The sequence below is a fragment of the Mesorhizobium intechi genome (assembly GCF_002879535.1).
Lineage (GTDB): Bacteria > Pseudomonadota > Alphaproteobacteria > Rhizobiales > Rhizobiaceae > Mesorhizobium > Mesorhizobium intechi.
Window position 1 is genome coordinate 1 of record NZ_PNOT02000276.1, and the last position, 17,469, is coordinate 17,469.

The following is a 17,469-nucleotide window of genomic DNA, read 5'->3' on the forward strand; positions in this document are numbered from 1 at the left end:
TAACCGCCGCATCGTCGAGTTGCGTCGGCAGGAAGCCGCGGATGATCTCCATCTCACCGCGCTCCTGCGCGGCCAGTTCCGGGCGCTTGCCTTCCTCGAAGGCTTTCGCCGATTCCTCGCGCTGCTTCACCATCTTGGCCAGGATCTGCAGGATTTCCTCATCGCTGGCCGGATCCTTGCCGCCACCGCGATTGGCGATGTCGCGATCATGAATGGCGGCCTGGATCAGCCGCAATGTCGGCAGGCGGTGCTTGTCCTGCGCCTTCATCGCGCTCTTCAGGGATTCGGCGATTTTTGCGCGCATCATGCTTTCTCCTTCGATCGGCGCGGACAATAGCGCCGCGGCCAAGCCAACGCAAACCCTGATATTGCAAGGCAAGCCTATGATATTGCTTGATGAAATAAATCGGAGCCGCATTTCGCATGATCATTGACCGCCCTGCCCCCTTCCCCTATGTACTGGGCCTTGCATGAACTGAAGCTTGAGTGCGTGGAGGCCGCGAATTCGCCGCTCCGCGCCGTTTGCTGCGCGGATGGCCGCCGGGCCTTTGCAACGCGCAGCCTGATAGGAGTGCCGCCATGGCCGAGACGACGCCCGCCTGGGCCACGGAAAAGCCGACCGCCGTTCTGGTGCTGGCCGACGGCACCGTCATCGAGGGGCGCGGCCTCGGCGCCACCGGCTCCGCGGTCGCCGAAGTCTGCTTCAACACGGCGCTCACCGGCTATCAGGAAATCCTCACCGATCCGTCCTATGCCGGCCAGATCGTCACTTTCACCTTCCCGCATATCGGCAATATCGGCACCAATGGCGAGGACATCGAGGACCTCAACCCGGCAGCTCGCGCGGGCGCTGTCGGCGCCGTGTTCAAGGCCGATGTCACCAACCCGTCCAACTACCGCGCCGCCGGCCACCTCGACCAGTGGCTGAAGAAGCGCGGCATCGTCGCGCTCTCGGGCATCGACACGCGCGCGCTCACCGCGCTGATCCGCGAAAAAGGCATGCCCAACGCCGTCATCGCGCATGCGCCCGACGGCGTGTTCGACCTCGACGATCTGAAGCGGCGCGCTGCCGCCTGGTCTGGCCTGATTGGCCTCGACCTCGCCAAGGAAGTCACCTCGGGCCAATCGTCGGTCTGGCGCGAGACGCCTTGGGTGTGGAACGAAGGCTTTGGCGAACAGGCCGAGCCGTCGCTGCACGTCGTGGCCATCGACTACGGCGTCAAGCGCAACATATTGCGCCTGCTTGCCGGCCTCGGCGCCAAGGTGACGGTCGTTCCGGCCAGCACCGGCTCGGAAGAAATCCTCGCCATGCAGCCGGACGGCATCTTCCTGTCCAACGGCCCCGGCGACCCGGAAGCCACCGGTGACTATGCCGTACCGATCATCCAGGATCTGCTGAAGACCGACATTCCGTTGTTCGGTATCTGCCTCGGCCACCAGATGCTGGCGCTGGCGCTCGGCGGCAGGACCGCCAAGATGCACCAGGGCCATCACGGCGCCAACCATCCGGTCAAGGACCACACCACCGGCAAGGTCGAGATCGTCTCGATGAACCACGGCTTTGCCGTCGACGCCGACTCGCTGCCAGAGGGCGTCGAGGAAACCCATGTCTCGCTGTTCGACGGCTCGAACTGCGGCATCGCGCTGACCGGCCGTCCGGTGTTCTCGGTCCAGCATCACCCCGAAGCCTCGCCCGGCCCGCAGGACTCGCACTACCTGTTTCGCCGCTTCGTGAACCTGATCCGCGAGAAGCGCGGCGAAGAGTTGCTGGCCGAGCGGGCCTGACCTTACGCTACCGGCGGCCTTCACTCGCCTCCACCTCGTAATTCCCATGGATATCGGCATGGTCGAAACTGGTCAGGCAGGGGTCGACGGCGTAGCCGATCAGCCGCGCGACCTGATCGGCATCCGGGCGGGCGGCGCCGTCGAGCAGGCGCCAGGCGCCAGGCCGCAGATACTCCGCCCCTGGTCAGCGCGCGATGCGGCTGCCATGGCTCATGCCTGCGCTGCGTCTTCCGCGACGTCGGTCGTGGCGTTTGTGACCGTCGCCGGCCTCGCCACCTTGGTGATGAAGACGACGAGCGCCAGCACCAGGAAACAGGCACCAACCAGATAGGGCGCACCGCCGAAGGTCACTGGCGCGCTTGGCCCGGTGAACCAGGAAAAGATCGCCGTGTAGAGGAGCGGCGTGATGATCGAGGTGATCGAGAAGAGCGAAGTCATCGCGCCCTGCAACTCGCCTTGTGCCGAAGGGGGAACCTTGGCGGCGGCGAGGCTCCTTAGCGGCGGGTCGGCCAGCGCCTCCAGGCAGCCGACGACGATCACCGCATAGATCATCCATCCCTGCGAAGCGAAGGCATAGCCGAAGGCGCTCACCGCCGTGAACGTCAGGCCGATGACCGCCGTCTTCCATTCGCCGAGCCTGGGGATGACGCGCGGCAGCACCGTGCCCATGACGATCGCGCCGCACAGGCCGAAAGCGCCGAGCGAAAAACCGATCTGCTGCTCGCTCCAGCCATAGCGGTAGCTGGAGACGAACGACCAGACCGCCGGGTACATCATGTGGCCAAGCGTCATCAGGAAGAAGACGAGCCCGATCCAGCCGATGCCCTCATACCTGCGCATCTGCAGCAGCGTGCCGACCGGGTTGGCGCGTTTCCACTCAAACCGGCGCCGATGCTTCTCGTCGAGGGTTTCGGGAAGAAAGACCATCGCGATCAGGAAGTTGATGAAGGCGAGCCCGGCGGCGAAATAGAACGGCACGCGCGGCCCGAACGTGCCGAGTAGCCCGCCCAACACTGGGCCGATGACGAAGCCGACGCCGAAGGCGATGCCGAGCAGGCCGAAATTCTTCGCCCGGTTCTCGTCGTTCGAGATGTCGGCGATGAAGGCCGACGTCGTCGAATAGCTGGCGCCTGAAATGCCGGCCAGCACACGGCCGATGAACAGCATCGGATAGGACCAGGCGATCGCGCAGATCAGATTGTCGATCGAGAAGGTCAGCACCGAGGCAAGAAGGATTGGCCGCCGCCCGAACCGGTCGCTCAGGCCGCCCATGATCGGCGCGAAGAAGAACTGCATGGCCGCATAGACGAAGAACAGCCAGCCGCCCTCGATCGCCGCGCCGCTGATGCTGACACCGGACAATTCCTGCAAATAGGCCGGCAGCACCGGCATGATGATGCCGAAGCCGATAATATCCAGCAGCAGCGTGGTGAAAACCAGCGCTAGGCCCCGCCTGGCGGTTTTGGGGTCGATCATGATGGGTCAGGCTCCTCTGGTCGCCCGGGGCGCAGGCGGACGAACCTTATAGGCGAGCGCGCAAAAAGGAACAATGCGAGAACAGCCAGGAATCGTTGATCCTGACTCTCCCTGACGGCGACCTCGTCGTCAGGCCAGTGTCAGGAGACGCTAGCCCAGACTGTTTCGAAATTCGCTCTGCGGTGATGGCCGCGGGGGCAGAATTTCCAGTTGGCCTCGTCAGATCGGGCCGCTCAACGTGTTGCAATCCGAGAGCTTGCCGCTCTTGTAGCCGCGCGCCAGCCAGGTCTGCCGCTGCTGCGACGTACCGTGGTTGAAGCTTTCCGGCACGACGTAGCCCTGCATCTTCTTCTGCAGCGTGTCGTCGCCGATCTGCTTGGCGGCATTCAGCGCGCTTTCGATGTCGCCCTGCTCCAATATGCCCTTCTGCGCGGTGTAATGCGCCCACACGCCGGCGAAGCAGTCGGCCTGCAGTTCGATGCGCACCGACAGCTGGTTGGCATCGGCCTCGCTCATGCCTTGCCGCATCTGGTTGAACTTGGACATGATGCCGGTGAGGTTCTGCACGTGGTGACCGACCTCATGCGCTACGACATAGGCCCGCGCGAACTCGCCCGACGCACCGAATTGCTGGTCGAGCTGCTGGAAGAAGGTCATGTCGAGATAGACCTTGTGGTCGCCCGGACAATAGAACGGTCCGGCCGCGGCCGAGGCAAAGCCGCAGGCCGAGCGGACCTGGCCGGAAAACAACACCAGCTTGGGATCCTCATAGGTCAGGCCCTGTGACTTGAAGATGCCGGTCCAGGTGTCCTCGGTTTCGGCCAGCACGGTCGCGACGAACTGCTTCATCTCGTCATTGGCGGGTGCGGTGCCATTGCCCTGGCCGCCGCTGCTATCAGTGATCTGGCCACCGCCACCCGGCGACAGGCCGCCATCGCCACCGCCCAGGATCGCCGAGGGATCGAAGCCGAAGTACCATCCAGCGATCACCACCAGGATGACGAGGAGAATGCTACCGCCGCCACCGGTTCGGCCGCCGATGGGAATGCGGAACTGGCCGCCACCGCCGCCGATCCCGCCGCCGCCATCGCTGCGGTCGTCCTCGATATTGTCACTCTGACGACGGCCTCTCCAGAGCATGGCAACTCCCCGTGACAAACTTCCTCGTTGCTCCGGCAAGGCCGGCTCAACCCAACAAACAATTATCCCAATGGTTGCGCCAAGTCACAGTGTTTTTCGATGGCCAAGGCGATGCCCGCATGACCGCTTCACCACTCTGGCCGGAACCTTGGAAGGCTTGTAGCATCGGCCGTGACTGAGGCTGCGAGGGGCGATTGCGAACGATCGGTCAAATATTGTTGGTTTTGGCACTGAGCTGCCTGGGCTTGCGGGAGGCCGACGCGGTGACGCTCGACTCCGCCGTCGCCGTCACCGATCCGGACACCTTGCAGGCGCTGGAGCGCGGCGGCCTGTCGATCAGCCGCCTGCTCGGCCCGGCGGTCGGCCTCACCCGCGACGTCGACAATCACGGCCTGTTTTCCGTGCCGGCGCTGTCCACGGTGCGCGACACGGTCAAGCAGGAGATATCGGACGAGCCAAGGACCAGTCCCGACCCCTATGTCGCCGCCATGGCCAAATCGAGCGACACCAGCCAGAAATTCAATCCCAGATACATCGACGATGACGGCTCGACGCTGGATCTGACCGGCGTCGTCAACCGAATGGATCGCGGCTATCTCGGCCACACCGAATGCGGCGAGATCAGGCTGATCTACCGCTTCCACTATTCGGTCGCCGAAAAGCCGGCCAAGGGCAAGGTGGCGCAGCGCATCTCCTCGCGCCTGCCGCTGACCATGAGCCTGGTCTTCAACGCCAAACCAAGGCGGGCGCAGGCGCGCGCCTCGAAGGATCTGCCCAGTGCAACCGACGTCTCCTGCGCCGACGTCGCCCGGCGCTGGCTTGCCGCCGGCCAGAAAGACCTGCCGCCCGAGCAGTTGGCCGCCTGGCTGCGTTCCGACGAAGGCCCGCTGTCCGGCGCCATGCTCAATTCCTCGCAGATCATGCGGCTCGAGCTCAACATGCAGGTGCTGCGCCTGTCGGCCTCGACGCGGCGCGATTTCGGCGGCCATGCCGAATACCTCCTGAAAATCTTCAAATGGGATCCGGCGACCTCGAGCTTCCATGAAGCGAAGATGGAGAACCAGATCGACCGGGCGACGGTGCTGGCCGACAAGCCGTCCTTCGCCAAATGGCTGCTCACCGACCGCAACATCTACGATCTCGACCATGGCCGGCTGGTCATCGACGAAAAGTTCCTCGCCAAAAGCGCCGTTTCCGTCGCGCCTGGAGGCTTGAGCCGCTCGCAGAACAACATCGCCTATAGGCTGGTCGACGATACCGACATCGACAAGGCGCTGAGGGACTATGTCGCCCGCGGCAACACGCTCGCCACCATCAAATCGGTGGCCGGCTTCAATTTGCGGCTGAACGAAATGAGCTGCACGGGCTGCCATCAGACGCACGGCATTGCCGGCTTCCACTACACCGGTGCCGATCCGGCCAGCGAACCACGCCGCAACGCCGTCTTCGTGCCCGGCTCGGCGGTGTTCTTCGCCGACCTGCCGCGCCGCCGCGCCATCGTCGAGCAGTTCGCCGCCGGCGGCCACCCGGATTTCACCAGAGGTTTCGCCGCCCGGCCGGATCAGAAATACGCCGAGGCGCTGAAGGGCACCGATCTCTACAATGGCTGGGGGTCGATCTGCTATGGAGGTGACGACCCAAGCTTCAAGGACTGGACATGCGGCGCGGGCCTGCGCTGCGCCGGCGTTCACGAAAGCGCCATCCATCCGGGCTTCGGCACCTGCGTCAGCGAGAAGGGCACCGCCGTCGGCGATCCCGTCGAGTTTGGCGAGATCAAGATGTCGACATGGGGCAACGACCAGTATTGCCGCCTGTCGCCGGCCACCGCCAAGGCCTGCGCCATCGACCCCGCTCGGGACAAGAAACCACTGGTCAAACTCGCCGGCTATGGTGCGGCGCGCCAGCGCTACGACAATCCTGATCAGAAGACCGGCGGCTTTCCGGGCGGCATGCTGCGCAAGGCGAGCTGCGACAGGCTTCCCGACGAGGCGACCTGCGGCCGACTGGCCAAGACCGGCTTCAACGACTGCATCGCGTCCGGCAAGGACCACAAATTCTGCACCAGGGAGTTCACCAAGACCGCCGGCCTGCGCGCCTGCGACAAGGCGCATCCCTGCCGCGAGGACTATATCTGCACCGCCGGCTATGACGACCTGCCCCAGGCCAAGCCTGGCGAAGGCACCTGCATCCCGCCCTATTTCATCTTCCAGTTCCGCGTCGACGGCCACCCAAGGAGCTGGGTGCAGGATGTCCGGGAGTGAGAGAAGTCGGCAGCTGAACAGACAGCTTCCGGGCCGACGTCGGCGCGGCCTCAGCTTTTCTGCTTGGCGCCGGCGCTCTTGCCGTCCGAGCTTTTCGACCGCTCCTCGAAACGCGCCGCACCCTTCTTCAAGGGATGGCCGGTCTCGGCTTCGGTCTTGCGCTCGTCCTTCGCCGCCGCCTGCTTCAACCCCTCGGCGGCCTGCTTGCCCTTCGCTGTCGGTGCCTGTTCGACGCCCATTGCATCCTCCCTTGGCGCGATATCGCGCTGTGTCAGGAGCAACGTGCGTAAAGGGCTGCGGTTCCGCTCCCGCTCGGAGAACGGTTGAGCTATTAGCGCGGCGCCGTCATCGCCTTACGGAAAGCTTCCAGCGTCTCGGCGCTGACATGGTGCTCGATGCCCTCGGCATCGATGCGCGCGGTCTCGGCGCTGACGCCGAGCGAGCGGAGAAAGGCTTCCACTGTCTGGTGGCGTATGCGGCTTTCCTCCGCGACCTTGCGGCCGGCCTCGGTCAGGAACACGCCGCGATAGGGTTTTCTCGACACCAGCCCGTCGGCACAAAGGCGCGTCAGCATCTTGGCCACCGTCGGCTGGGCGACACCGAGACGAGCGGCGATGTCGACCTGGCGCGCCTCGTTGCCGTCCTCGATCAGGTCGGCGATCAATTCGACATAATCCTCGACCAGCGCGCTACGGCGCGCTTGGCGCTGCTGCCGGAACCCTTCCGAATGGACATCGGCGTCGGGCAATGGCTCACGTGGGACGGGTCTGTTCTTCAGCGCCAATGCGCGCTCCTCCTCGGGAGTTTAGCCGTTCCTGCTTTATAGCACGGGCTCTGATTCTTCAGGCCGTTTATTTGCATTCCCACACAGGCGCAACCAACGTTTCCGATCGCGGTTTCGCAACCCCGGGCAGCGCGCGGCAAAAAGCACAAACAATGAAATATAGCCTATTGCATAATGTTGAGCCCTGGCATAGCTTATTGGTATTCCCCGGAAGTCTCGGAAAGCCTTTTCATGTCAGACGCAGAAGCAACATCCCCTCGATCCTCATGGCGGTTCGCCGGACGGGACGAGGACGATCAGCCCAGCCTGCGCGAAGTCAATTCCACCATCGCCGTGCCGAGTTCGGGCGTCTGGTTCCGCCGGCTGTTCGCCTTCATGGGACCGGGCTACATGGTTTCGGTCGGCTATATGGACCCCGGCAACTGGGCGACCGATCTCGCCGGTGGCGCCCAGTTCGGCTACACGCTTCTGTTCATCATCATGCTGTCCAACCTGATGGCGATCCTGTTGCAGGCGCTGGCCGCCCGGCTCGGCATCGCCACCGGCCGCGATCTCGCCCAGGCCTGCCGCGCCTATTATCCCCGCCCGGTCAATTTCATGCTGTGGATCGCCTGCGAACTCGCCATCATCGCCTGCGACCTCGCCGAAGTGATCGGCACGGCGATCGCCCTGAACCTTCTGTTCGGCATTCCGCTGATCGGCGGCGCCATCCTCACCGCGCTCGACGCCTTCCTCGTGCTGCTGTTGATGAACAAGGGGTTCCGCTATCTCGAAGCCTTTGTCGTCGCGCTTCTGATCATCATCTTCAGCTGCTTTGCCATCCAGATTTTCGTTGCCGCGCCGCCGGCCGGCACGATCCTGCATTCGATGTTCGTGCCGTCATCGGAGATCGTCACCAATCCGGCGATGCTCTATATCGCCATCGGCATCATCGGCGCCACGGTCATGCCGCACAATCTCTATCTGCACTCCTCGATCGTGCAGACCCGTGCCTATGAGCGCACCGATAAGGGCAAGCGCGACGCCATCAAATGGGCGACGACGGACTCCACCATCGCGCTGATGCTGGCTCTATTCGTCAACGCCGCCATCCTGATCGTCTCGGCCGTCGCCTTCCACAACACCGGCCACCAGGACGTGGCCGAGATCGACCAGGCTTTCGAGCTTCTGTCGCCGCTGCTCGGCCTCAGCATCGCCTCGATCCTGTTCGCCGTGGCGCTGCTCGCCTCCGGCCTGAATTCGACGGTGACGGCGACGCTTGCCGGCCAGATCGTCATGGAAGGGTTCCTGCGCCTGCGCATCCCCAACTGGGCGCGCCGGCTGCTGACGCGCGGCCTCGCCATCGTCCCCGTGGTGGTCGTCACCGCGCTCTATGGTGAGAAGGGCACCGGCCAGCTGCTGGTGTTCAGCCAGGTGATCCTGTCGATGCAACTGCCCTTCGCGGTGGTGCCGCTGGTGCAGTTCGTCTCCAACGAGAAGAAGATGGGCAACCTCGCCATCCCACGCGGCGTGGCGGCACTCGCCTGGGTGGTCGCGGCGATCATCCTCGCGCTCAACTTCAAGCTGCTTTACGATACGCTGTTCGGGGTCGGTTAGAATTACGCCAGGCGGCGCGACAAACCGCCAAACCGCGCTATCTTTCCCGATGCCATGAGCAAAATTGAGGACATCAGGAAATTCTACGCCCGGCTGATGGCGGCCAATGCCGCCTCATCGGATCCACGCCTGGAAGAGGTGTTCGCCGAGGTTCCGCGCGAAGCCTTCCTTGGCCCGGGACCGTGGACGATCGTCGCCGGCAGCGGTAAGGTCACGACGCCGAGCGCCGACCCGGCGCATATCTACCAGAACGTGCTGGTGGCGCTCGATGCCGACAAGGGCATCAACAATGGTGAGCCGTTCCTGCATGCCATGTGGATCGGAAAGCTGACGCCGAAACCCGGCGAGACCGTCACCCATATCGGCGCAGGCACCGGATACTACTCCGCCGTGCTGGCCAGGCTGGTTTCACCTGGCGGCACCGTCACCGCCTTCGAGCTCGACAAGAACCTCGCCGAGCAAGCGCGCGGAAATCTCGAGCCCTATCGCAATGCGACTGTCGTGCGGGGCGACGCGGTGACCAGGCCCTTGCCGCCATCCGACATCATCTATGTCAACGCCGGTGTCGTCGCCCCGCCGGTCGCATGGCTGAAGGCGTTGCGCCCCGGCGGCCGCATGATCTTCCCCTGGCGCCCGTCCCAACGCGTCCCGCTGGCGGTAATGGTGATCCGCACCGCAGGGGGCTTTGCCTGTGATCCCTTCATGCGCTCCTGGTTCATCCCGTGCTTCGGTGCCTCGGTCGCGGATCTTGCGGCAAAGATCCCGACACGCGAGCAAGCCATGCGCAGCCGCTCGATCTGGCTGACAAGCGATAAGGCGCCGGACCGAACCGCCACGGCCATCTTCGGCGACCTCTGGTTCTCGTCGAAAGACGTCCGCGCCAAACCCGGCAACTGAGGCATCGATGCGCGGATTTGAGCAGAATTTCCCATGCCCTGTCGGGATGGGTGCGGCCCAGCCGTCCTTGGGCCACAATCCGGCCGCGACGGCGTGGATGGAACAAGGGAGAGACCCATGAGAAAGATCATCGCCGCCACCTTCGTCAGCCTCGACGGCGTCATGCAGGCACCCGGCGGGCCGGAAGAGGATCCGGTCGGCGGCTTCAAATTCGGCGGCTGGACCTTCCATTACTTTGACGAGGTGGGCGGCGCGGCAATGGATGAACTGTTCTCCAAACCCTTCGCCCTGCTGCTCGGCCGCAGAACCTACGACATCTTCGCCGCTTATTGGCCGTACCAGAAGGATCCGATCGCCGATGCCTTCAACCCGGCGACCAAATATGCGGCGACGCATCGGCCTGACACACTCACCTGGCAGAACACGCAATGGCTTGGGGAAGATATCGTCGCGGCGCTGCGTCGCCTCACGCAGCAGGATGGGCCCGACCTGCTTATCCAGGGATCGGCCGACCTGATCCAGACCTTGCTCGCCAACGGGCTGATCGACGAGATCCGGCTGATGATCTTCCCGCTGCTGCTGGGCAAAGGCAAGCGCCTGTTCGGCGATGACGCGATGCCGGCCGCCTTCAAGCTTGTGAAGTCGCAGACGACCAGCACCGGCGTCATCATCGCGACCTACGAACGGTCAGGCGAAATCGAGGTCGGCTCCTTCGTCTCGGGCGAACCATCCGACGCCGAACTCGAGCGGCGCAAGAACTGGAAGTAGCGGGACGGCCTCGGCACCTTTCCTCCGGAGGGGAAGAACCGAGCTGTCTTGTCTCAAGCCGCTTGCGCTCGCCGCGCCAGCCCATCCCTGATATGCCGCGCGAACTCCTGCGCTGCCGCGCCGGCGCCGTGCCGCGGCAGATGCAGATTGATGGCAAAGTTCGGCAGCGACGGGAGCCCGACATCGAACGGCAAGATCTCGAGATCGGCCGGCACGGTGGAGGCCAGCCAGGTGGTGACGGCGAGGTCGGAGCAGCGCATTGGCTGCCGCCGTCATGCTGGCCCTGTCGGCGACGGTGACGAAGGTGCGCATCAGCGCCGTATCGAGATTGCGGATCATGCCTGCATTATAACTTCTAATGCAGATCATCGCAAACATTGCATTTACTGATGCAAGGCCAAGCCTACCATGGCGCCTCCGACAAAGGATGTCCCATGCTCCAGCCAATCCTGCCGCTCATCCTGTTTGCCTTCGTGGCCACCGCGACGCCCGGCATCGCCACGACCTTGTCCACCGCCTCGGGCGCGCAGTTCGGCTTTCGCCGTTCGGTTCCGCTGATGATCGGCAGCGCCGCCGGCCTCGCTACCGTGACGGGGGCCGCCGCGGCTGGCCTCGCGGGCCTGCTGCTTGCGGTGCCGTCGCTGCAGCTTGCCATGAAGATCGCCGGCTCGCTCTATCTCCTGTGGCTGGCACTCAGGATCGGCCGCGCCGGGCCACCCAGTCTCGACGTGGCCATGGCCAAACCGAACAGCTTTCTTGGCGGCGCCGGCATCCAGTGGATGAACCCCAAGGGTTGGGCGATGGGGCTCGGCGCGGCCGCCTCATTCGCCGCATTGGCCGACGGGCCCGGACAACTCGCCCTGCTGCTCGGCTCGACCTTCGGCCTCACCGCCGCCATCTCCCTGTCCGTCTGGTGCATGGCCGGCATGGTGCTGGCCCGGCTGCTCAAGACCGAATGGCAGTGGCGAGCGCTCAACATCGTGCTGGCTCTGGTGCTGGCCGCGTCGATCATTCCGATGTGGCGGTCAGCGTGAGGCGCCGGCCTTGCTGAATCGCAGGGTCAGCGCCAGTACCCCACCCGGACCTTCGGTCCGACCTCCCCACAAGGGGGGGGTGGGGAGCGTGCCTTTCCAAGTCTACAAAGGCGGGCGCCCCTGCCCCCCCCCTGGTGGGCAGGCTCGCGAAAGAAGTGAGCGCGGTGGCGGGCCGGTTCGCAAGGCGAACCAGCCCTTGGCCTTCAGGCCGCGTAACGCGCCGCCGGCTTGTCGGCGTGCAGGCTGCCGTAGAAGGCCTGGCGGGCGCCGAGGAACGTGTCCAGCTTGGCGGCATCGGCAAGTGCCGGCACGGTGACGGCTTCGCCCCTGGCCAGGCCGACAAGCGCGGCATCGACCATATCGTCGGCGGACATGACGATCTCCTTCGGAAGCTGGCCGATATCGCTGCCGGCCAGTTCCCAGAAATCGGTCCGGGTCGCGCCCGGCAGCACCACCTGCACCTTTACGTCGGTGCCCGCGACCTCGCGGTGCAGCGCCTCGGTAAAGTTGACGACATAGGCCTTGGTGCCGCTGTAGATGCCGCCGAACGACGTCTCATAGGCAAGCACCGAGGCAATGTTGACGATTGCGCCGCGGTTGCGCACCAGAAGACCCGGCAGCACCGCACGGGTCAGGCGGGTCAAGGCAATGACATTGACCTTGATCATGCGCTCGGCCGCGTCGGCGTCGGCAGTTGCGACCACCTGCTGGCCGCCGAGGCCAGCATTGTTGACCAGCAGCGTCACGCTGTCGTCGGCCGATATCACCCGCTCGACACGGCGCACATCGTCGTCGTCGGATAGATCGGCTGCGATGAAGCTGACCTTGCGATCGTAGGCGTAGCGCAGCTTTTCGGCCAGCTCCTCGAGCCGGTCGGCGCGCCGCGCCACCAGCACGAGATCATAGCCCTGCCCGGCCAGCCGGTCCGCATAGACCGCGCCGATGCCAGACGACGCGCCGGTGACGACCGCGGTGCCCTTGTTTGCCTGTCCACTCATTGTCCTGTTCCTTCTCTCTGTTCGCTTCGACCTGGCCGCCGGCGCCACAGGCATTCGCCTGGGCTCGCCGGCAAGCAGTCTGATTGATTTAGTGGCATATACCACTTTCAACGAAGTAGGCATATGCCACTATCTTGTCAATGAGTGTGTTCGGGATTATTTGTCGGGCAGCGGCCGGACCGAATTTTCACCGGCGCCGAGGAACCGCTATGCCGAAAGACACCCTGCCCGGGCTGACAGCCTGCAACTACGCCATGCTGCGGCGCGCGACACGCAAGCTCGGCCAGTTCTACGACGACGTGCAGGCGCCGTCGGGCCTCAAGGCCACGCAGCAAGGCCTGCTCTACCAGATCCACATCGGCGGCGAACCGGCCATGGGCGCCATTGCCGCTGCCCTGGTCATGGACCTTTCGGCGCTCGGCCACACGCTGAAGCCGCTGGTCCGCGATGGTTTTGTCGAGACCTTCACCGATCCCGACGACCGCCGCATCAAGCGGGTGCGATTGACCCAGCAGGGGCGCATCAAGCTCGATGAGGCGATGAAGCTGTGGCAAACCGCCCAGCAGCGCTTCGAGGATGTGGTGGGCAAGGAAAAGGCTGAACGCCTGCGCGCGATGCTGGATGACATCAGCGCGCTTGATTTCGATCTGCCAACGGCAACCCCAGCAATTCCAGCAAAAGCGTGAGCCGGTTTCCCGTCCGGAATTGCGTCAAGACAAAGAGTTAGAGCGCTTCGCCGTTCCGTGAAACGGTGAATCGCTCCAAGGTAACCGACGACTTTCGAAGCGGCTATTCGGCCGGCATCGCGACCGGCCGTACCGCACGGCGACCGGCCAGCACGATGCCCAGTCCGATCACTGGGAAGGCGGCCGCGACCAGGCCGAGATCGGCCGGCGCGCCGTAGCGCAGCACGCCACCGCCCACCACCGCGCCCAGTGCCACGCCAAGATAGAGCGCCGAGCCGTTGAGCGACAGCACGATCGGGGCGGCATCGGGCGCCAGCTTGATGATGCGGCTGGCCTGCGCCGGCGGGAACGCCCAGCCGACGATGCCCCACGGCACCATCATCGCCATCAGCGCCGGCCCGGCGATGTGCTGCGGCAGGAAGGCCGGCACCACCGACAGCATCACCAGCATGGCGGCACTCAGCGTCAGCGACCAGCCGACGGTGCGGGTGGCGCCGAACCGGTCTGCCGCCTGGCCGCCGGCAATGTTGCCTATGACGGCGCCGACGCCGAAGGCGAGCAGCATGCCCGGCAGCGCGATCTGGCTGAGTCCGGCGCCCGCGATGGCAAGCGGCGCGACATAGGCAAAGACGGTGAAGGCGCCGGTCAGCGCCAGCAACGTCGTCACCAGGATCGGCATCACGCCGGGCCGCATGGCCGCCGCCAGCCTGCGCTTCAGCGGCAGCCTGGTGCCGACGATGCCGCGCGGCAGCCTGTACCACAGGATGGCGCCGGCAAGCGCGCCAAGCCCGGCAATGGCATAGAAGGTGCCGCGCCAGCCGGCGATTGTCGCGACCAGCGCGCCGAGCGGCGCTCCGACGGCGACAGCCACCGTTGTGCCGCCGACGACCACGGCGATGGCGCGTGCCCGGTGATGGTCGTCGACCAGTGCAACCGCCGTTCCCTGCGCGGTCGCGGCGAACAGGCCCGACGAGAGCGCCATGATGATGCGCGCGATCAACAGCACCTCGAAAGAGGAACTCAGGGCGGCGGCAATGTTGCCGATGACGAAAAACACCAGCGTCCACAGGATGACGCGGCGCCGGTCCCATTCGCCGGTCAGCGTCGCCAGGATCGGCGTGCCGATGGCGTAGGCGAGCGCGAAGGCGGTGATCAGCGTGCCGGCGAGTGGAATGGAAATGCCGGCATCCCTGGCGATGTCGGGCAGAAGGCTGGAGATGACGAAACCCTCGGTCGAGATCGTGAATGATCCGAGCGCAAGCCAGAAGAGCCGTTTGTCCATGGCAGGCATCCTTAGTTCAAAAGTTATTGAACAATTGGACATAACGGGGCATGATGTCAATGAAGCCAGGGCAGAATAGCTGAACCATCCTGACAGCACTGTGTCAGCACCGTCGTTCGGTACGGATGGAAATGGGGAAACGGTGTACGGGCCGGCGAGGACGGATGCGTTGAAATCGGTCCGAACTGCGCCTAGGTTCCAGCCATGACGCTACCTCATCCAAATACCGACCAGATCAGCCTGCCGATCGTGCTTGGCGTGCTCGGCGATCCGACGCGGCTCGCCATCGTGCGCTACCTTGCCAGCAAGGAAGGCGTGGCGCTGAACTGCAGCCAGTTCCTCGATCTCGGCTCCAAGACCAATCTCAGCTACCACCTTGCCAAGTTGCGTGAGGCCGGCGTCACCCGCGCCGAAGTGGTCGGCACCAACCGCATGATCACGCTTCGCCGCGCCGACCTCGATGCCCGTTTCCCCGGCCTGCTCGACAGCGTCATCGCCGCGGCCGTCGACGACCCCGCACTGCCGGCGGTCGGTGGCCACGATATTGAGATGCCGGCCTAGCAGGTTCCGAGGTAAGGTGCCGTCGCCCTAGCGCTGCCAAAAACCGATATGAGGGGCGAGAAGTTCCTCCTCCATCTCGGGGATAGGGCCGTGGACCTCGACCGGCTTCTGCCCGGAGCCGAGGACCGTGCGCGAGGAGAGGCTCATCGTCGGATTCTCCGCGTGATTGCCGGTCAGGGCGAGAAGCTTGGTCTCCTCGAAGCCGTAGACCAGCCGGCCGATATTTGCCCAATAGAGTGTTCCTGCGCACATCGCGCAGGGCTCGCCCGTCGAGACCAGCGTGCAGGACCACAGGAATTCCGGTGGATAGGCGTCCGCGGCACGCCGGCTGACTTCGGTTTCGGCGTGGCGCACGGTGTTGATGTTGCCTTGTCGCATCAGGATGCGATCATCGGGGCCGACGAGCACGCAGCCGAAAGGGTGGTGCCCATGCGCGGCGGCGTCGCGCGCGACGTCATTGGCGGCGCGGAGGTGGGCGAACATCTGGTCGCGGGTCATCGTTTGGTGCCTTCCGAACCTGTCTCAGCGGATATCCCATGTGAACCTGGGACGGCGTGGATGATAGCAGATCGAATGCTGCCTCGCGATGGCCCTGGGCGGGCTGCGCGGTGGTTCCGGCTGGCCCGAAGGTGGGGACTTGATCAGGAGGGCAGTGGCTTGATAACGAAGATGGGCCGGCGTCCCGATGGGCCGCGCCAAGGGAGCCCGCCGCATGCGCATAGCCGTCCTCGCCGATATCCATGGCAACGTCCTGGCGCTTGACGCGGTGTTGGAGGATCTGGCGCGTCGCGGCGGCGCTGAACTCACCGTCAATCTCGGCGACAGCGTTTCGGGACCACTCTGGCCGCGCGAGACGTTCGAGCGCCTGGAAGCACTGAACCTGCCGACGGTGCGCGGCAACCATGACCGCCGCGTCGCGGTCGATCCGGCCGATGAGACCATGTGGGCGTCCGATGTCTACGCACAAGAGCGGCTGAACGAGGCGCAGCGCCGGGTGCTGTGCGCGCAGCCGCTGACGCTGGAGATCGCGCCGGGCATCGTCGCCTTCCATGCCCGCCCCGACCATGACGAGAAATACCTGCTCGACGCAATCGTCGATGGCCAATTGGTACGCGCGCCGCTGGCGGCGATCAGGCGGCGGCTGAAGGCGCTCGACCCGGCCTGCCGCATCGCGCTATGCGGCCACAGCCACCGCCTGGAACTGGTCCGCATCCCCGACGGTCCGGTCATCTTCAATCCGGGCAGCATCGGCTGCCCTGCCTATGATGATTCCACGCCGCCGGCGCATGTTTCCGAACAGGGTTCGCCGCATGCGCGCTACGGCATCGTCACCTTGGGTGGCGAAGGTCGGCCCGACCGTTTCGAGACGATCGCCGTCGACTATGATCACGAGGCGGCGGCACGACAGGCCGAACAGGCCGGACGCTCGGAGTGGGCCCATGCGCTGAGGACCGGCTTCATGCCGGGCTGAAGCCTGCTTCGTGCCGGGCTGAAGCTTGCTTCATGCCGGGCTGGGCGAAGCTCATGCCCCGGGCGAACGCCTTGCGTTCATGCCGGCTGACAGTAGCCTCATCAGACCTGCCCAAATCGCCTTCGCGGCCACGCTCGAGGCGTAAAACATCTCGCTTGTAGACACGGCGGCGCAGCGTCGCTTATAAAACCGGCATCGCGTGCGGCAGCGTTTTCGGGTTCTGGCGGTGCCTCTGGTAATGCAATTGATCGCCGACAGCCAAATGATGAGGCGCACAGTTACGCTCCGAATAACCCTGTACGCGCTGATGGCCGCTTCGTCGCTGATGGCGGCGTGGTCCGCCGCTGTCCCGGCCCGTGCCGAAGAGACGCCCTTCATCTCCGTTGTCACCGGTCTCGCGCCCGACGACCTGCTCAATATCCGCGCCAAGCCATCGGCGATCGGCAAGACCGAAGCGCGCCTGGCCGCCGGCGCGAGCGTCAGGAACCTCGGCTGCGACGACATTGACGGGCACCCCTGGTGCAAGGTCCAGTCTGACAATCCCAAAGCCATCGGCTGGGCCCCGGCGCGCTACCTCGTCCCCTTCAACCCGGCGACCGTGCCCCTCGACCAGGCGGCCGATACCGGCGCGGCGCCCGATGCGGCAGCGCCGCCGGCGGCACAGCCCGACCTGACCGCGCGGCTCGGCGGCGCGGCCCATCCCGTCACGCCGGAAGCCCCGGTCAAGTCC

18 protein-coding genes and 1 pseudogene are annotated in these 17,469 nt (G+C 64.9%); 10 read left to right on the forward strand and 9 right to left on the reverse strand.

The window, feature by feature from the left end; genetic code table 11:
• The coding region (locus C1D09_RS24180) for a GatB/YqeY domain-containing protein (RefSeq protein WP_143976625.1) at positions 1-304 on the reverse strand (304 nt) is incomplete at its 3' end.
• Positions 305-579: 275 nt separating this feature from the next.
• Between C1D09_RS24180 and carA the strand changes: the two genes are divergently transcribed.
• Positions 580-1,785, forward strand: a complete 1,206-nt coding sequence (carA, locus tag C1D09_RS24185; RefSeq protein ID WP_143976626.1) for a glutamine-hydrolyzing carbamoyl-phosphate synthase small subunit — start codon at positions 580-582, stop codon at positions 1,783-1,785.
• A gap of 210 nt (positions 1,786-1,995) precedes the next feature.
• Here the strand turns inward: carA and C1D09_RS24195 are convergent, their stop codons facing one another.
• Both C1D09_RS24195 and ypfJ read right to left on the reverse strand, forming a co-directional pair.
• Entirely contained in the window at positions 1,996-3,261 is a 1,266-nt protein-coding gene (locus C1D09_RS24195) for a TCR/Tet family MFS transporter (protein WP_143976627.1), read from the reverse strand.
• A 219-nt stretch (positions 3,262-3,480) separates the two neighbouring features.
• Complete coding sequence (ypfJ, locus tag C1D09_RS24200; protein ID WP_143976628.1) at positions 3,481-4,401, reverse strand: KPN_02809 family neutral zinc metallopeptidase; 921 nt, start codon at positions 4,399-4,401, stop codon at positions 3,481-3,483.
• 263 nt (positions 4,402-4,664) lie between these two features.
• Here ypfJ and C1D09_RS24205 point away from each other — a divergent pair, with 263 nt between their 5' ends.
• Positions 4,665-6,662: a hypothetical protein gene (locus C1D09_RS24205; RefSeq protein ID WP_246135856.1), complete on the forward strand. Its 1,998-nt coding sequence runs from the start codon at positions 4,665-4,667 to the stop codon at positions 6,660-6,662.
• Positions 6,663-6,712: 50 nt separating this feature from the next.
• On the opposite strand, the gene C1D09_RS24210 is transcribed toward C1D09_RS24205, so the two are convergent.
• Positions 6,713-6,901, reverse strand: coding sequence for a hypothetical protein (locus tag C1D09_RS24210; protein ID WP_143976630.1), 189 nt, complete (start codon positions 6,899-6,901; stop codon positions 6,713-6,715).
• Positions 6,902-6,993: 92 nt separating this feature from the next.
• Positions 6,994-7,446: a manganese-binding transcriptional regulator MntR gene (gene mntR / locus C1D09_RS24215; protein WP_027044183.1), complete on the reverse strand. Its 453-nt coding sequence runs from the start codon at positions 7,444-7,446 to the stop codon at positions 6,994-6,996.
• Positions 7,447-7,677: 231 nt separating this feature from the next.
• Between mntR and C1D09_RS24220 the strand changes: the two genes are divergently transcribed.
• The 3 genes from C1D09_RS24220 (at position 7,678) to C1D09_RS24230 (ending at position 10,707) form a co-directional block, all read left to right on the forward strand.
• Positions 7,678-9,042 (forward strand): Nramp family divalent metal transporter, encoded by a 1,365-nt coding sequence (locus C1D09_RS24220; protein WP_143976631.1) that lies wholly within the window; start codon positions 7,678-7,680, stop codon positions 9,040-9,042.
• Positions 9,043-9,096: 54 nt separating this feature from the next.
• Positions 9,097-9,939 carry a protein-L-isoaspartate O-methyltransferase family protein gene (locus C1D09_RS24225; RefSeq protein ID WP_167514729.1) on the forward strand — a complete coding sequence of 281 codons (843 nt, stop codon included), beginning with the start codon at positions 9,097-9,099 and terminating at the stop codon, positions 9,937-9,939.
• Positions 9,940-10,056: 117 nt separating this feature from the next.
• The gene (locus tag C1D09_RS24230; protein WP_143976633.1) at positions 10,057-10,707 is read left to right on the forward strand and encodes a dihydrofolate reductase family protein; all 651 of its coding nucleotides are present in this window, start codon (positions 10,057-10,059) and stop codon (positions 10,705-10,707) included.
• Positions 10,708-10,760: 53 nt separating this feature from the next.
• Here the strand turns inward: C1D09_RS24230 and C1D09_RS24235 are convergent.
• Positions 10,761-10,958: pseudogene (locus tag C1D09_RS24235) on the reverse strand (LysR family transcriptional regulator); the annotation flags it as partial.
• A gap of 183 nt (positions 10,959-11,141) precedes the next feature.
• On the opposite strand from C1D09_RS24235, the gene C1D09_RS24240 reads away from it, so the two are divergent.
• Positions 11,142-11,741: a LysE family translocator gene (locus tag C1D09_RS24240; RefSeq protein ID WP_143976634.1), complete on the forward strand. Its 600-nt coding sequence runs from the start codon at positions 11,142-11,144 to the stop codon at positions 11,739-11,741.
• Between the two features lie 203 nt (positions 11,742-11,944).
• Here the strand turns inward: C1D09_RS24240 and C1D09_RS24245 are convergent, their stop codons facing one another.
• Positions 11,945-12,739: an SDR family NAD(P)-dependent oxidoreductase gene (locus C1D09_RS24245; protein WP_143976635.1), complete on the reverse strand. Its 795-nt coding sequence runs from the start codon at positions 12,737-12,739 to the stop codon at positions 11,945-11,947.
• Between the two features lie 209 nt (positions 12,740-12,948).
• On the opposite strand from C1D09_RS24245, the gene C1D09_RS24250 reads away from it, so the two are divergent.
• Positions 12,949-13,425, forward strand: a complete 477-nt coding sequence (locus tag C1D09_RS24250; RefSeq protein WP_143976636.1) for a MarR family winged helix-turn-helix transcriptional regulator — start codon at positions 12,949-12,951, stop codon at positions 13,423-13,425.
• Between the two features lie 103 nt (positions 13,426-13,528).
• Here C1D09_RS24250 and C1D09_RS24255 read toward each other — a convergent pair whose 3' ends face one another.
• Positions 13,529-14,707: an MFS transporter gene (locus tag C1D09_RS24255; RefSeq protein WP_143976637.1), complete on the reverse strand. Its 1,179-nt coding sequence runs from the start codon at positions 14,705-14,707 to the stop codon at positions 13,529-13,531.
• 204 nt (positions 14,708-14,911) lie between these two features.
• On the opposite strand from C1D09_RS24255, the gene C1D09_RS24260 reads away from it, so the two are divergent.
• Positions 14,912-15,268 (forward strand): ArsR/SmtB family transcription factor, encoded by a 357-nt coding sequence (locus C1D09_RS24260; RefSeq protein ID WP_010910977.1) that lies wholly within the window; start codon positions 14,912-14,914, stop codon positions 15,266-15,268.
• A gap of 27 nt (positions 15,269-15,295) precedes the next feature.
• On the opposite strand, the gene C1D09_RS24265 is transcribed toward C1D09_RS24260, so the two are convergent.
• On the reverse strand, positions 15,296-15,766 hold the full coding sequence (locus C1D09_RS24265; protein WP_143976638.1) for a nucleoside deaminase: 471 nt from the start codon (positions 15,764-15,766) through the stop codon (positions 15,296-15,298).
• 214 nt (positions 15,767-15,980) lie between these two features.
• Here C1D09_RS24265 and C1D09_RS24270 point away from each other — a divergent pair, with 214 nt between their 5' ends.
• Positions 15,981-16,739: a metallophosphoesterase family protein gene (locus C1D09_RS24270; protein WP_143976639.1), complete on the forward strand. Its 759-nt coding sequence runs from the start codon at positions 15,981-15,983 to the stop codon at positions 16,737-16,739.
• A gap of 238 nt (positions 16,740-16,977) precedes the next feature.
• A partial coding sequence (locus C1D09_RS24275) for an SH3 domain-containing protein (protein ID WP_246135857.1) occupies positions 16,978-17,469 on the forward strand: 492 nt, incomplete at its 3' end.

Bases quoted from the DNA above. Each gene is read 5' to 3' on its own strand.
- C1D09_RS24265 (WP_143976638.1), bottom strand. From the start codon at position 15,766: ATGACCCGCGACCAGATGTTCGCCCACCTCCGCGCCGCCAATGACGTC.
- C1D09_RS24220 (WP_143976631.1), top strand. From the start codon at position 7,678: ATGTCAGACGCAGAAGCAACATCCCCTCGATCCTCATGGCGGTTCGCC.
- C1D09_RS24195 (WP_143976627.1), bottom strand. From the start codon at position 3,261: ATGATCGACCCCAAAACCGCCAGGCGGGGCCTAGCGCTGGTTTTCACC.
- C1D09_RS24245 (WP_143976635.1), bottom strand. From the start codon at position 12,739: ATGAGTGGACAGGCAAACAAGGGCACCGCGGTCGTCACCGGCGCGTCG.
- carA (WP_143976626.1), top strand. From the start codon at position 580: ATGGCCGAGACGACGCCCGCCTGGGCCACGGAAAAGCCGACCGCCGTT.
- C1D09_RS24250 (WP_143976636.1), top strand. From the start codon at position 12,949: ATGCCGAAAGACACCCTGCCCGGGCTGACAGCCTGCAACTACGCCATG.
- C1D09_RS24225 (WP_167514729.1), top strand. From the start codon at position 9,097: ATGAGCAAAATTGAGGACATCAGGAAATTCTACGCCCGGCTGATGGCG.
- C1D09_RS24260 (WP_010910977.1), top strand. From the start codon at position 14,912: ATGACGCTACCTCATCCAAATACCGACCAGATCAGCCTGCCGATCGTG.
- C1D09_RS24230 (WP_143976633.1), top strand. From the start codon at position 10,057: ATGAGAAAGATCATCGCCGCCACCTTCGTCAGCCTCGACGGCGTCATG.
- C1D09_RS24240 (WP_143976634.1), top strand. From the start codon at position 11,142: ATGCTCCAGCCAATCCTGCCGCTCATCCTGTTTGCCTTCGTGGCCACC.
- C1D09_RS24210 (WP_143976630.1), bottom strand. From the start codon at position 6,901: ATGGGCGTCGAACAGGCACCGACAGCGAAGGGCAAGCAGGCCGCCGAG.
- C1D09_RS24255 (WP_143976637.1), bottom strand. From the start codon at position 14,707: ATGGACAAACGGCTCTTCTGGCTTGCGCTCGGATCATTCACGATCTCG.
- C1D09_RS24270 (WP_143976639.1), top strand. From the start codon at position 15,981: ATGCGCATAGCCGTCCTCGCCGATATCCATGGCAACGTCCTGGCGCTT.
- ypfJ (WP_143976628.1), bottom strand. From the start codon at position 4,401: ATGCTCTGGAGAGGCCGTCGTCAGAGTGACAATATCGAGGACGACCGC.